Genomic DNA, 15,096 nt, shown 5'->3' on the forward strand with positions numbered 1-15,096 from the left:
AACGAAAAAAGCATCCCTAGCGGCATTTGGCCGCTATCGTTATTAGCTAATAGCTGCCAGTTTTAACAACTATTAGCCATGTCTCTTAGTAAATGGTTGATATCAGCTCACAGGCTCCAGCTTCCTGCTGTACAGGAGTTCTTTTTCACCATACAGGCGCTCGGCAATAAGTCCCTTCTCCTGACAGAGCTTCACCAGTTCATTAGACTGGATGATGGGATTGGATGCATCTGTATATTTGATGCTGCTGATAAATTCCAGCCAGGGCTCCATTCCCATTGCATACACGTAAACTTCTGCCGGGTTAAATATATTCACCAGCGCCATTCCCTTCCGGCAGTCGGAGCCAGCGAGGCGGCGGCTACCATCCTGTTCGCGTGTGATCTTCTTCGTCATCAGCGGTCCGTATAGCCATGACAATGGTGCTCCGTCGCACTCCATACCCAGGAACATTACATCCACATCTCCGATGGAATCGTGGATGTGCTTGTACAGTCTTGATTCCACAATACGGGAATCGGCCAGGAACAGGAGTTTAAAGCCGCTGATCTCTACGAGATAGCATGCCTTTGACAGGATATTGAGATCACTGTGTTCGCCGGTAAAAGGCAGGCCAGTAATGGTGCTATCGGTGAATGTTATTGTTTCCATCTCATCGATTGCTACTACGTTATCGAAACCGATGTGTTCGAACATGAGTTTCAGATCCGGGTTTTCGAGCTGGCCGCTGTTGGTGCGGGGAACGATGAGGTGTTTTATTTTATGGCGCAGTGGTAATAATGTTTCAAAGAGAATATGGTCCTGGTGGTTGTGTGTGATCAGCACATAGTCGATAACATCCGGCAGATCTGCATCGGAGAAGTGCTCCAGTTCAGAATCGTAACCATAATAGCTTACCAGCGGGTCAACGAGGATGCTTACATCTTTTGTTTCTACGAGGATGCAGGCGTGGCCGAAATAACGCATGCGTATCTTATCGCCGGTATAACGTTTGTAAGATGGCGGTGGCGTGTTGGTGAAGAACGTTGAGAAAAGGGCTTCCTGGTCAGCAGTGATGCCCAGCAATGACTTGATGTAGTCGAGACTTTGTCCTTCCCGCTTCATCTTTGCCAGTTCATCGATACCAGGATGATCAAAGGGTATTTCGAGATGCAGAACATGGGCTTCATCCAGGCGGGGAGTGCTCAGACAGAAGGGCCGGTGATCGTTCTCCGTTACCCACAATGCAATGCTCTGCGAAGATTTGTTATAGTGTTTGCTTTTATACAGAAGAGATTCGAAGAAGCGGAAATCGGCATTGTTGTTACGGTCATAGAACAGTTCCACAAAACCTCTCAGCATGTCGGGTACCTTCTCGTACAATGTTTCCATGCCAAAGCCTTTTCCTTCGGCAGCCAGCATTTTGTCGAGTTCTTTTACGGCTTTGGAAAACTGTACAGCTGTTTCTTGTCTCTGCAGGGTGTCTTCATACAATGTTTTTACTTCATCCACACGTGTTACAGGTATGTCCATGAAAGGGCCACCTTTCATTTTGGGGTTCAGTACAGCTTCCGCATGGATGGAAGGTTCTACAACAAAAGAGTCCATAATGCTGAGATGGCGACCGGTTACGTTCAGCGCTGCTGTGGCAGGTGAAATAAGATGGCTCCAGGCATACCATCTGTCATACAAAGGTTCAATAACTACGTTTGGTTTCAAGTAAAATTTTTCTGCACTCATGGTTATGTTTTTTTACGGAATACATGTTTTCACCAAAGCGGGGCTGCTTCCATCACGTATAGAAGCACATGCTCCGGCTGAACATTTATTTACTATCATATCACGAATGCTGCAGAAAATTGATGCAATCAGTAGTCTGGTAAGTTCCACCATTACCAGGGCAACTGGTTACAACAAGTTGAAATTTCAAGCAAAAACAGGAAAATGAAGCAGCGCCTCTCAACTCACTGTTTCAAATACTTTATAGGGTCCTGTGACAATTTTCACAAAAAATAGCAACTGCAGGCATTCAGAATTTAAGACCTTTTAGTTCATCAGAAGAGTTTGCTCCTTCTTCTTTCGCATTCTCGCAGCAATATTCAGCTGCGGATATTGCTGGTATACGTTTTTCTCCTCTCTGTTCAACAAAAAGCTTTGCCGGCTTTCCTTTGACAGCGTGCGCGTGGAAACCTTGCCGGTTCTGCCTACATTCTCTTTTCCGGCAGATGCGAAAAGAGCAGTGAGCGCTTCTTTGTCCTGATAATCATTACATACCTGTGTTGTATGCAGTGAGATACCAGGATGGTCAAGCCTGGCAACAGGGGTGATTCCTATCGGTCTGCTTATGTTTTCCAGTGAGGGCATCATACACATATCTTTTTTCAATTAAGTTAATAAGTTGACAAGAAGTAATCTGCAATATTCGGTGGGGTCTGCAGCATTACCTCCAGGCATTTATATCAGGGTATAACTATGTCGTTCTGACTTATGATTTATATGCTTACTATCAGATGTGGAGAAAGTTTTCGTGATAGTAAATTTTCAATAAATAGCACACACCTTTATCCAACAGACAGACGTACCCTTCCCTAGCGGGCCTGTGGTATAATTTACCACGACAACGCAGTGTACAGTTACTCCAGGAAAGGGATACCAGATCCAAAAATCGCACGCAATAGTCTAGTTATTGAAGGTCTATTACTTTCAAAAGGGTATTCATTCTGGATGCGTTTGGCACAGTTTGGTCTGACAGTTAGGGTGTGAGACAACAACTATCAGGTAATGACAGCCTCTGTAAATGATGGACACGTCCATGCGCGTCAATACCATTGACAAATGTCTCGACGTGAATCTTCACAAATATTAATAAAGGAAACGGCAAATATCTCAATTAAAATAGGGTCCGGGTAATCACAGTTGCGGTGGAAAACAACTTCATTTGCCATTTGGTATGCATACTCTCTTAGTCGTGACAGAAAAGTATTACAAAATCAAAGTAAAAGAATAATTCCGAAAAAACAAAAACTCTCAAATAGAAAAAACAAAAAATTAATGCGAGCTTAAACTAGCCATTTCCCTATATTCCATCAGGTTTCGACAATTCTTCTGTTAACTTTTAAGTCTCCGTTACTTTTAGCGTATCTATTTCTACACTGACAATATCGTTTAATCTACAGTCAGGTATACATAAACCTCTAACGCAACATCCATGCAAATTACGCAATACAGCTGCACCCCATCTGCACCGGGAACAATACTTTACTTAATAAGGAATACTTACCAAGATACCTTATCTGTATCCTTTATCAGATAAGGCTTTCGTGCGATCCTGTTGTGGCGTCATTCGCTATCAGGTTAAAATGCTATCAGAACCAGACACATTACAACAATTCAATATAAAAATAAGTAATTTATTATAAATATATTACAAGCATCAAATCCACCTCTCCTTCGTCCCTCCTTCGATTGTTGTTCGAATATCCTTCGATTAACGCGGGACTTTGATCAGGCACCTTATACCGTGCTTTGACATGAGGTAGGAAGGCATCTTTTTACAGAAGAAGGCATCTTTTTACAGAAAAGGCATAAATAAAACAAGCGCGACATGAACGGAGCCGGGCTGACACTCCGCCATGTAAAAAAACATTATGCTTACTATACAGGAAACGTACAACAACCAATAGAGGGATTAATGACATCACGACAACATATTAATAACAGCGGACAATGCATATCCGATTCACAAGGAGTTATCATTGATCCGCATCTTACAGTATCGGGGCATCTTCCTTCCACCGGGCCCCTTCCCCCTTTTACTTTAACTAACTCTTGTCTGCTTAACTTTTTCATATTACTCGTATTATGATATTTAAGAATTTAGGGTTATCAATTATAAAACTATCTATTGCTATTGAAATAATGCTTCAGTAAGCGAAAATTCCTGGTCCTTCAGACAAAGCAAATATCTTATATTCAGGATCGCTTCCAAACAATCTCCGATAAAAACAAACAGATGAATTGGATTATTACCCAAACAACACTTCAGGAAATACTGCCGTTGCGCGATTTATACCTGCAGGAAAATAACTTCCAGATCAGGTATCATGCACGCCATGAGCGGGGCTGGACCGATAGTTACCTGGTTTCCCTGGGCGATGAGTACATCGGTTATGGAGCCGTTGCCGGTAAGGACAGTCATGATGAGCGAGACAGTATTTTTGAGTTTTATATGATACCATCTTTCAGGGCCATCGCTACCGATGTGTTCCAGGCGCTTATACAAATTTCAGGCGCTCCGTATCTTACCTGCCAGACAAACGATGCTTTCTTTTGTTCCCTGGTGTATCAATATGCGCAGGATATAAATGCCGAAGCCATTCTATTCAATAATCATACTACCACGCATTTCAGCATTGAGAACAGCATTTTCAGGGAGCGCTACGAGGCGGAAACAATAGTGGGTTACTCAGACGACCAAATGGGCAGATATGTGCTGGAACTGAATCAGGAGCTGGTTGCCACCGGGGATTTTTATCTTCACTACAACCATCCGTTTGCGGATCTCTGGATGGAAGTAAAAGCAACACATCGAAAGAGGGGAATCGGGAGTTATTTGCTTCAGGAATTAAAGCGTGTGTGCTACCTTGCCGGCCGGGTTCCTGCGGCGAGGTGTAATATAGATAATATTGCCTCAAAAGCGTGCTTACTGAAGGCAGGGTTTAGTGTTGCCGGGTATCTGGTAAGTGGGACGGTAAGAAGTTGAATTACTGCTATGATATTTTTCCCCACCAGTGGTAGCAGCCGGTTTTACTATACAGGCAACGTACAACAGGCCGCAACGGGGCCACCAGAACTAGGACAACATATAAATAATGGAGGGCAATGCGTATCCGATGCGCAACGAAGTGATATCAACCCACACGCTAAATTGTCGGGGCATCTTCCCGATTCCCTTGAAGCCATTCCTCCTTTTACCTTAATTAACTCTACTCTACTTAATTTTTTCATATTAGTCGTATTAGGATGTTTCAAAATTCGGGCTTACATACAGTCAAATCAATCTGTACTGCTTTCTGCGTTTCAATTCTTGCTTACGAATCTCCCCTTGCCGGGGCATAAGTTACAGTATGGAAGTACAAATCTTCTATAAAGCTATCAATAGTTATTGAAGCAATGCTTCAGTAGTCAAATCTCAATCATTTTAGATAACGGGCCAGAACATTCTATTCTCAGGAGGTAGTTATATAATTGATAAAAATGGGCTGATCAAAAACTGTCCTTCTTCTGCCATTTCCTTTGGACATATCGATAATATCAGCCTACATAGCATCATTGTGCAATCTGGTTTCCAGCAGCAGCAACATGTTCGTAAAGCACAGGTTCATACCTGCAAAGTATGTGAATATCGGCTGATATACCACGATTGCAGAGCATATACTGTTAGTGGCGATCCATTAGGAAAACCAGCCACCTGTAAATATGATCCCTATACCGCAACGTGGGAAGTATAATATCAGCTATGGAAAGTGATCTGTGTAAGTACAATCAGAGCAGCGTAATCCTGAGAGATTCTCCATTTTTTTCTATGTTTAGCTTATTTTAGCAGTTCGGCAGCGACGGGGTGACCTCTTTCACTGCTATGCAACCTATATGACGTACGCATATCATTCTAATTTACATGAGTAAAACACGTAATCACCCGGCGGCATTGCCGTTTCTATTTCTCTCCGAAATGTGGGAGCGTTTTGGTTTCTATCTGATACTTGGTATTTTTCAATTGTACCTGACCGACACTTCAAAGGGGGGCTGGGGCATGGACCGTGCCACTGCGGCGGATATATTCGGCACCTTTATCGCGTTTGTATACCTGACGCCTTTTCTGGGCGGGCTGATAGCAGACCGTAAACTCGGCTACAGTAAGTCGATTATTATCGGGGGAATACTTATGGGGATTGGTTATATAGGCTTATCGGTACATAATCTTACTGTTTTCTATCTGTCGCTTGCGCTGATATGTGTTGGTAATGGCTTCTTTAAACCCAATATTTCCACTTTACTGGGAAATGTATACAATGATGAACGATACCGCAGCCGGAAGGATACCGGATATAATATTTTTTACATGGGGATTAACATCGGTGCGTTTATCTGCAACTTTTTTGCGGCTTTTCTGCGAAATACTATTGGCTGGGGCGCTGCGTTTATCGCTGCTGGTATTGGTATGTTCCTGGGCGTGCTGATCTTTATTATCGGGATGAAACACTACCGGCATGCGGATGTACGTAAACCCGTGCAGGAGGGTGATATGCCGTTGAGCAAGATTTTCTCCGTTGTATTCCTGCCGGCGATTGTTGTAGGGATGGGTGCCTGGTTTATTCCGGGTAACATTTTCGGATCAGATTCTACGGATGCTTTCATTTTTGCCTGTATTCCTATATTGTTGTTCTTTGTATCCCTGCTGGTAAAAGCTGATGCGAAGGACCGCAAGCCAATATCGGCATTGCTCGCCATTTTTGCGGTGTCCATTGTATTCTGGGCAGTATTCAAACAGAACGGCACTGCGCTCACCACCTGGGCGCAATATTATACCGACCGGGAAATCCCTTCCGCTATTGAGCAACCGGCACAGCGGCTCTACCTGGCGGAAACCGTGAAGAACAAACCGGATTCTGTAACTGCGTATGATCAGGAGTTCAGGGTTGTGCGCAATACAGCAGGCAAGCCGGAGAAAGTGTGGGAAAAGCCTGTCTATTTTAAAAATGTGGCGCCCGATAAAATGCCCGCTGAAGGACACGCTATAAGTTTATACAATACGGAGTTGTTTCAATCTATTAATCCTTTCTTTGTGATCACGCTGACACCGTTGATCGTTCTTTTCTTTGCATTACTACGGAGACGTAACCGGGAGCCTTCCACCCCATCGAAAATAGCATGGGGGTTACTCATATCGGCCATATCTACCTTGATGATGGTTGGCGCAGTGTACGTATGTAGCAACGGGGCGATAAAAGCATCACCGTGGTGGTTGATTGGCTGTTATGGTATTATAACGGTCGGGGAATTATTCCTGAGCCCCATGGGATTATCACTGGTGTCTAAACTCAGTCCTGCGCGCATTACCTCACTGATGATGGGAGGCTGGTTCCTGGCCACTTCTATCGGCAACAAGCTTTCCGGCATTCTGGCAACTTTATGGGACACTTATGACAGCAAGGCTAATTATTTTCTTGTCAACTTTTTGTTGCTGGGAAGCGCGGCCGCAGTGATATTTTTGATGCTGCGCTGGCTGAACAGGATCTTCAGAGAGTACGTGAAATAACCACCGTTTTTATAGCCTGTAAAGTAAAAGAGGATGTTTCAAACAAGAAACATCCTCTTTTACTTTACAGGCAAGTTTTCCATCCACAAAAGATTCTTTTAAAGCCGCCAGTTTGCATACATACCCTTTGCGTTGCAGTCGCGTTAGGTATTAATAACTTAGCACGGCGCAATAGTTATTACGACTACGATTGGAGATGCTGTACCACATTTTATCCCCTTTTCAAACCTGCTAACAATGTACAATTTTTACAAAGTCAGGCAACTGCTGGCAGTTGTCGTTATATCGTTATGCCATCTGATGACGAGTCAGGTACAGGCGCAGACCTATGCTACCAGCCAAACCAATGGCGTAAACGGTATATGTTTACTGTGCGGAGTCCTTAATCCTGATAATCCTGTTAACAATACCAATCTCACCGATTATTCAACGTTTAACATAACAGCCGGGCTGCTGGGTGTTATCGTGCATCAGACACTTATATTTCCATCCGGGAGCAGCGCAGGTTGTGATTCATTGGTTATCGGCATTGGCAGCGGAAATGCGTTGTTGTCTGTAAATCTGTTAGGGGCCGTTACTGTTCAAACATTTAATGGAAACACCGCTAATAACGATCTGCAAAGCATCGGCACCGGTATACTACGGCTATTGCAAGCCAATAACCGGGGAGAAGTAGTGTTGAAACCACAGCAACCGTTTGACCGGGTAAAGGTGAGCCTGAACAGCAGCCTGCTCGGATTGCTGAACTCTTTTCAGCTCTATTATGCCTACAGGAAACCAGGAATACCCACTCCTATTGTTGCCGACAGTGTTTCGATCTGCTCAGGTGACAGTGCTGTTTTAAATGCTGTCGCGACTCCCGGCGCTGGTATCCGCTGGTATAATACAGCCACGGGAGGCAGTATGCTGGCTACAGGCAACAGATATGTCGTAAAACCAGCGGTAACAACTACTTACTATGCAGAGGCGATATCAGGAACTTGTATAAGCTCACGGAAAGCAGTCAGGGTTATCGTAAACCCCAAGCCCGCCGATCCGGATTACACTGTTCCTATGGAAACCCTGTGTGGGAATACAATTATCACGGTGGATAATTTTCAACAGGGCATCAATTATAACGTCCGGGTAAAATACACTGCCATACCGGGGCTTCTTCTGGATACCAGCTATGTGGTGATTAACAGTAACCTGGTTATGATAAAGGATATTAATTATGCTACACATGTCCAGGCAAATATTTCTGTACAGGCAGTAAATGCAATAACAGGATGCAAGTCCGACTCTGTAGCAATGGCTGTCATTTTTGGCGGACATGCGGGACCGGTAAACGTGGATGCAGACAGCATAACCATATGTAAAGGCGACAGTACCACATTACACGCATATATGCCTAATGACATTACTGCCATTATCCGGTGGTATGATGCCCCGGTTGGTGGTAATTTATTGTATACAGGCCCCTATTACAAAGTAAAACCGACGGCCACTACTACATACTATGCCAATGCGGGTTTTTCCTGTGAATATATATACAGAAAGCCGGTGAAAGTAATTGTCCGCAAGCTGCCTAGCCCAGTTTATACCGTGCCTCAGGGATTCATATGTAATCCTTTCCAGCTCAACATTACGAGTCATCAGGCTGGATTTAACTATAAGGTGAGATTGGTGGGTGTACCTTTTACAGGTCAGGTGCAGGATACCTCATTTACTGTGATTAACAGCAATATCGTTAATATACCCAGGCTGGTGTTTTATGTGCCAGCTCAGACAGCGGTATATATACAGGCAGTCGATCCTGTTACCGGCTGCAGATCAGACAGCGTAAAGAAAACTTTCACCTTTGGCGCCAGCGCCTCTTATCCGCATGTGGATGCTGATAGTGTGGAGATTTGCAGAAACGACAGCATTACACTTCACGCATTTATACCTGATGAGATCTTTGCCGTCTTCAGATGGTATAATGCACCGGCTGGTGGCAGCTTATTGTTTACCGGCAGCGACTTTAAGGTGAGTCCTTCTGCTACTACTATCTATTATGTTTCAGCAGGATTTGAATGTGAATACCCGGTGAGAAGACCGGTGAAAGTGGTTGTTAAATCATGCTACATGGATAACAACAACAGCAATCATTACAAACACAGCCAATATCAGGTTTCGCCGCTTGAATTCTACCCAAATCCTTCTTCAGGAAATATTCAGATACGTACGCGGTTGAATATTGCAGGTAGCAGGATTATTATTACCAACGCTTCAGGGATGCAGGTACACCAGCAATTCATACGCACAAGGAATATTCAGTTACCAGGCTCATTAAGCGCAGGAATTTATATCATAAGCCTGATCACGGTGGAAGGAAATATTTATTCAGGGAAACTAATCATCGGCAGATAACAGCTATTTCTACGCCCAAATATGTCCGGAGAGTAGCATGGCACGCCAGGCTTAATATAAACGAGGGCATCCCCCAACCAGGAGATGCCCTCGTTTACTTTTCACTATTTCAGGGCAAAACAGGCCTCTTTGCCCCCCATCTATTTGTTAATCCGGTTTTTTTATTCACCCTATTTCCTGTTTATGTATACATACATAGTATACACTGGTCATTGAGAGCTGACCTTGTTTTAGAAGTATAATACATTCAACCAAAATAGATATATTTTACTTACCTGGTATTGAGAACACAAAAATTGTCTACAGAGCATTTTATCACTCATCTGTTATTGTCGCATGGGCTTATTCACTCTCTTAAATAAATCGATTATGAAAAAAACACACTTCTCTCTTCTCGTGTTTGCCTTTAGTATTATGATTTATTCCTGTTCTAAAAACGAAAAAGCTGGCATCCCAGATCAAAAAAACAACATACCTCCGGATGTAATCACCAAGGTTGAAAATCTTGGGTTTAATTCCAATGGTATTAAGAAGTACAAGGACGGGTATCTGGTGGAAGGTGACATCTACCTGACTGATAAAGACTTCAGCAAACAAGGAACGGATAAAATTCTACAGATTGCAGAAACAGAACAATATCGCACAACCAATAAAGTTACAGGTTTGCCCCGTACTCTTTCCGTGTACATTTCTTCCAGTTTTTCTTCAAGCTTTGTGAAGGCAGCGGATACAATGGTTGCCAGGTATAATGCACTGGGTTTAAAATTGAAATTTAAACGTGTAGCAGACGCGGCTACTGCCAATATTACTATTGAGACCATGTATGAAGAACCTGATGGTAGCGGAGGTATTACCTTGGGCGTATCAGCCGGCTTCCCCGATGCGACAGGCAACCCGGCTAAAAGTTTTGCTTTAAATACACATCCTGATGCTTATGGTACCAATCCTGATGTTAAATGGCTGGCTTCTGTGATGGCCCATGAAGTAGGGCATGCCATCGGGTTCCGTCATACAGATTATATGAACAGGTATTACAGCTGTCCGTGGGAAGGGAAAAGATCAAAGGAATCAAAAGGTACAGACGGAGCCATTCAAATTCCGGGAACGCCTTCAAAGCCTGATAAAGGAAGCTGGATGCTTGCATGTTCAGACGGAAATGACCGCCCTTTCAATGCGAATGATATTGTTTCTTTGCAATACCTTTTTAAATAATCACGCATCCATTAATATACAGTCATGCCCGCCCTACCGGCGGGCATTTTACATAACAACTGTTTCATATCATTACTCTCCATCCTGCTATAACACTCCATAGGAAAGCGTAACATAGTACATACCACCGATAGCAGCCATGCGTAAACAAGATCAGGCCGGTACCGTAGCAGATGCGCAAGCCCTGGCATTATCCTGGGTTGAATATCTTCTCCGTAAACCTGATTATATCTTTTGCCAGCGCTGCTGGTTGTTCCATAGCAGCGAAATGCCCTCCCGGTTGTACCTCATTCCAATACTGAATATTATGCCCTCTTTCGATGAATCTGCGAGGCGGGAACGGTTCTTCTTTGTGAAAGCGCGTAATGCCCACCGGCACATTTATAAAATCATTCTCTTTAAAATGTAAGGGCGCTTTAATGACTTCATTATAAAACCTGACCGATGAATGCAGGGTTTCTGTGAACCAATACAGGCTTATATTTGACAATAATTCATCCTTTGAAAACACGTTTTCTATATTTCTGTGGCAATCGCTCCAGCCATAGAACTTCTCGATGATCCATGCACATAATCCTACCGGGGAGTCGTTCAATCCGTAGGCGAGTGTTAGTGGTTTGGTCCGGTGTTGATGCGCATACGCCCCTTCCATCTTATACCATTCGTCTGCCGATTTCAGGTACTCCTTCTCTTCTTCCGTCAGACTATCTCCCACGGGGAGAAAGGGAAAATATGAACTGTGAATATAATTAAGATGAAGTCCTATTACACTTTCCGGGTGTTTTAAGGCTAAAGCCGCACTGATGCCGGCCCCAAAATCCCCACCCTGGACCATCACCTTTTCATAACCCAGCTGTCTGATCAGCTTATACCACAGATCAGCCACATACCACAGGTTACAGCCGGGAACATTTATCTTCTGTGAAAATCCGAATCCCGGGATAGATGGAATAATCAGGTCAAAAGAAACCCCGGCAGTCTGTGTTAATAAAGGAATGAGTTTCATCATTTCGAGGAAAGAGCCTGGCCAGCCGTGTGTAATAATGAGCGGCACCGCATTCGCTGCTCCGCTGGTGATGTGGAGATAATGAATTGCTACGCCGTCTATCTCTGCTATAAAGTTTGGATACGCATTGATTTCATTTTCGGTATTCCGCCAATCGAACCCGTTCAACCAATATTCAATAAGCTCCTTCATGTAAGACAGATCTGCTCCATACTTCCACCCGGAGCCTATAATCTCGTCCGTCCACCGTGTGCGTACCAGTCTTGATTTCAGATCATCTACATCTTCGGAGGGAACCGCTACGTGAAATTCTTTTATCATAGATTATAAAGTTGAAAATGGTACAAATTCAAATCAGCGTTTAAATTAAGGTAAATAATCTCCAGAGAAGCAAGTTATCCTTAAAGCATCAATGTTTATCCCATTCTCCTGCAAATAACCATAAAGAGAAAGAATCCTGATTTCTTTGCAAAAAAATAATTTTCATGAAGCGATTTATTTGTGCAGGTCTTGCAGTCGTACTGTTTAGCTGTTCTAAGGACAAGAAGGATGATGCAACCCCGTCATCAACGGTTAACCAGAAGAAAATACAGGGGGTATGGCAATCTCAGAGTAGCGTATTCGTATACTACAATGCCGATAATAAAGAAATAAAGCGGGTAGTTTCAGGCTCTGCAACTGTTAAAGTAAATTATTCCTTTGTTGGTGACCTGGTATCTACATTTAATCCTTTAAAAGGGCAACTTGAAACCGGCAGCTTTACTGTTACAGATGCCACTACTGCAAAGTTAACGATCAATATAGGTCAGCCGGTTCTTGCAGCGGATGTGACTGCATTCACGGACTCCACCATGACCTGGAATTACACATTGAAACCAGATTCTTATCCGGAAACCCAGGCAGATGGAACGGTTGTTCTCAAAACTGCTGACCATAGTACCAATACCATTGTTTTCAAAAAACTGAAATAGGAACAGATCTTATCATTCATTTTTTTGCAGCAAAAATCCTCTGTTTTCCGAAGTGCTATAAGTACCTGCTCTGACGTCCTCCGGTTTCAGCTTCCGGTGAGACGCAAAGAACCGTCCGAACTTACTTTTCAGGTTGTACATCTTCCTTGTGAGAATACCGGGTGCTTATAGTCTTTGGATACTTCCATTTCATCTTACCTTACGGCGTTTCTATATCCCGAAGAGGAGTCCTGTTATCCCGGAAACGCAAAAAAATATCCCGCAATATCATACTGAACGGAAATATGCTTAAAACGTCCTTCTTTTGTGTAGCATCCGCCATAATTCAATAAAAGCTATAAATTGCGTATATAAACGCGCCGTATTAACATACCTACAACTTTCCCCCGAATAACCATAATTTGTTAACAATGCCTTTGAACACAACCAGATAGACCTGTACACTAATATTTAATAAACCTGCTAGTAAATGGGGAAAGGTGAACACTTACTATTTAACATCGGGTTCGACTTCAATGAATTTCTGCCTGAAAAATTGAAATCGGACGAAAATCTAAAGAAGATACGTGCTACCTGTGCCTGCCGTCGAGGTAGGTGGCAAGGAGGATTATACCTCAATAAACCTGGATTGATCTGTATACTATTGTTTAACCAACCTGCATGTAAATGAAACGAGGCAAACGCCATATAACCAGCGTTGAATTTGAATACGATGAATTCCTGCTCGAAAAACTAAAGTCGAACGAAGACATAAAAAAGCTGTATATCGCATATGACTGCCGCGGTAACACATGGCAGGAGGAAGTGCCAGGAAAATGGCTGGGTGAAGGTTTTTACGATCTGATTGAACGCGATATGCTGTTAATGATCAATAAGACCTCGAACGGTGAGTATATTCTGAACAATGACTATGCCTGGCGAGCAAATAAAGATTACTACCTGCTTAAAATTGAGAAAGCGACGTCATTAAGTAAGATATACCTGGATGAATCGTTAATTGACCAGGGTGGGCTGGTAAATTACAGCGCTGTGCTGGTATCCTGTGACCGGGAAGCCGCCTTTAACGTCAGCAAATTTGATCCGGGTTTTGTGGTGATCGTTGTTATGATTAAAAAAGAGCTGTTTCACGACTATCTTTACCATCATCTTCCCTCCGATCATCCCATTATTCTAAAAATAACAGGTACTGATTTCATCTCTCATCATATAAAGATCAACCAGGTAATGTTAGACATATTAGTAAGTATGTCACATAGCGAATTTATGCTGAACAGGCATCAATGTATGCTGAAGTCTTATCTGTTCAGGTTGTTGCATGAATATTTTACATTGTTGAAAAAAGAGCAGACAAATGGCATCAAACCGATAAAAATGTATGACCAGCAGATCATTTCATATGCGATCGAGGCCATTTACAATTCCTCCAAAATGCCTCCTAGCATAAAGGAAATTTCGAGAACCAGTTATATCAGTGAGCGCAAGTTTGAGATGCTTTTTAAATCCGTTCACGGTACCTCCTATTATCAGTTTTTTATCAGGTACCGTATGAATAAGGCCAAGGAACTGTTACTGAAAGGTCAATATAGTGTCTCTGAAGTTGCTTATATGGTTGGATACGAACACCTTGGTAATTTCTCCAAGATGTTCAGGCGCATTCACGGATACCTTCCCAGCGAAATAATACCGAAGTAATAACAAGGCTGTTTTTTACAAAATCTGCGTGTTTGGGATAAAGTATTTCCTTATTGGCCCACTTGTCAATACCGAACAACCTTTACCTTTGTTAAAGGTATCGGGAATTAATGCAGAGTGATTCTTATCGTAAATTATTTCATCTCTTTATAAACTGATTAACTTATAACCGTTGTAAACTCGTTATTATTCGCATTCGATACATTACAAGGTGAGGTACCGAGTCCCTGTTTTTTGCAAACTCACAGCATCAATAAAACAAGTTATTTCTTTTTCCAGGAAATAAAATTTTAACCCCAGTAGTGCGGCTCCCGTTATTATTAACGGGGGTCGTTGGTATTAAAACAGCATTATTTTAGCTGTTGTATGTCCCGGTGAACCCCCTTCCACTTTCAGGGCTCACCATCTGAGGTACAATATTGATCAATAACACTATGTCTAAGTTATTGGCGATCGAAAACTCGTTTTCCCGCCAGGGATTTTACACCGCTCTTTAAGGGAGGCCTTTTGGGGTACCCATTTCTACA

9 protein-coding genes are annotated in these 15,096 nt (G+C 42.9%); 6 read left to right on the forward strand and 3 right to left on the reverse strand.

The window, feature by feature from the left end:
• Positions 1–102: 102 nt before the first annotated feature.
• Together VM802_RS14320 and VM802_RS14325 are read right to left on the reverse strand one after the other, a co-directional pair.
• Positions 103–1,719: an MBL fold metallo-hydrolase gene (locus VM802_RS14320; protein ID WP_325531599.1), complete on the reverse strand. Its 1,617-nt coding sequence runs from the start codon at positions 1,717–1,719 to the stop codon at positions 103–105.
• Between the two features lie 306 nt (positions 1,720–2,025).
• Positions 2,026–2,346 (reverse strand): hypothetical protein, encoded by a 321-nt coding sequence (locus VM802_RS14325; RefSeq protein WP_325531601.1) that lies wholly within the window; start codon positions 2,344–2,346, stop codon positions 2,026–2,028.
• A gap of 1,645 nt (positions 2,347–3,991) precedes the next feature.
• Between VM802_RS14325 and VM802_RS14330 the strand changes: the two genes are divergently transcribed.
• The 4 genes from VM802_RS14330 (at position 3,992) to VM802_RS14345 (ending at position 10,900) form a co-directional block, all read left to right on the forward strand.
• Complete coding sequence (locus VM802_RS14330) at positions 3,992–4,741, forward strand: GNAT family N-acetyltransferase (protein ID WP_325531603.1); 750 nt, start codon at positions 3,992–3,994, stop codon at positions 4,739–4,741.
• Between the two features lie 915 nt (positions 4,742–5,656).
• Positions 5,657–7,297, forward strand: coding sequence for a peptide MFS transporter (locus tag VM802_RS14335; protein WP_325531605.1), 1,641 nt, complete (start codon positions 5,657–5,659; stop codon positions 7,295–7,297).
• Between the two features lie 237 nt (positions 7,298–7,534).
• Positions 7,535–9,688: an Ig-like domain-containing protein gene (locus tag VM802_RS14340; protein ID WP_325531607.1), complete on the forward strand. Its 2,154-nt coding sequence runs from the start codon at positions 7,535–7,537 to the stop codon at positions 9,686–9,688.
• Positions 9,689–10,057: 369 nt separating this feature from the next.
• A complete protein-coding gene (locus VM802_RS14345) occupies positions 10,058–10,900 on the forward strand; it encodes a M57 family metalloprotease (protein WP_325531609.1) in 843 nt (280 codons plus the stop codon).
• Between the two features lie 190 nt (positions 10,901–11,090).
• On the opposite strand, the gene VM802_RS14350 is transcribed toward VM802_RS14345, so the two are convergent.
• Positions 11,091–12,227 (reverse strand): epoxide hydrolase family protein, encoded by a 1,137-nt coding sequence (locus tag VM802_RS14350; protein ID WP_325531611.1) that lies wholly within the window; start codon positions 12,225–12,227, stop codon positions 11,091–11,093.
• A 164-nt stretch (positions 12,228–12,391) separates the two neighbouring features.
• Between VM802_RS14350 and VM802_RS14355 the strand changes: the two genes are divergently transcribed.
• Positions 12,392–12,877 (forward strand): hypothetical protein, encoded by a 486-nt coding sequence (locus tag VM802_RS14355; protein WP_325531613.1) that lies wholly within the window; start codon positions 12,392–12,394, stop codon positions 12,875–12,877.
• 666 nt (positions 12,878–13,543) lie between these two features.
• A complete protein-coding gene (locus VM802_RS14360) occupies positions 13,544–14,569 on the forward strand; it encodes a helix-turn-helix domain-containing protein (protein ID WP_325531615.1) in 1,026 nt (341 codons plus the stop codon).
• The last annotated feature ends 527 nt before the right edge of the window (positions 14,570–15,096 follow it).

This window comes from Chitinophaga sp. (assembly GCF_035538455.1).
In the GTDB taxonomy this organism is placed as follows: Bacteria; Bacteroidota; Bacteroidia; order Chitinophagales; family Chitinophagaceae; genus Chitinophaga.

Bases quoted from the DNA above. Each gene is read 5' to 3' on its own strand.
- VM802_RS14355 (WP_325531613.1), top strand. From the start codon at position 12,392: ATGAAGCGATTTATTTGTGCAGGTCTTGCAGTCGTACTGTTTAGCTGT.
- VM802_RS14340 (WP_325531607.1), top strand. From the start codon at position 7,535: ATGTACAATTTTTACAAAGTCAGGCAACTGCTGGCAGTTGTCGTTATA.
- VM802_RS14320 (WP_325531599.1), bottom strand. From the start codon at position 1,719: ATGAGTGCAGAAAAATTTTACTTGAAACCAAACGTAGTTATTGAACCT.
- VM802_RS14350 (WP_325531611.1), bottom strand. From the start codon at position 12,227: ATGATAAAAGAATTTCACGTAGCGGTTCCCTCCGAAGATGTAGATGAT.
- VM802_RS14360 (WP_325531615.1), top strand. From the start codon at position 13,544: ATGAAACGAGGCAAACGCCATATAACCAGCGTTGAATTTGAATACGAT.
- VM802_RS14345 (WP_325531609.1), top strand. From the start codon at position 10,058: ATGAAAAAAACACACTTCTCTCTTCTCGTGTTTGCCTTTAGTATTATG.
- VM802_RS14335 (WP_325531605.1), top strand. From the start codon at position 5,657: ATGAGTAAAACACGTAATCACCCGGCGGCATTGCCGTTTCTATTTCTC.
- VM802_RS14330 (WP_325531603.1), top strand. From the start codon at position 3,992: ATGAATTGGATTATTACCCAAACAACACTTCAGGAAATACTGCCGTTG.
- VM802_RS14325 (WP_325531601.1), bottom strand. From the start codon at position 2,346: ATGATGCCCTCACTGGAAAACATAAGCAGACCGATAGGAATCACCCCT.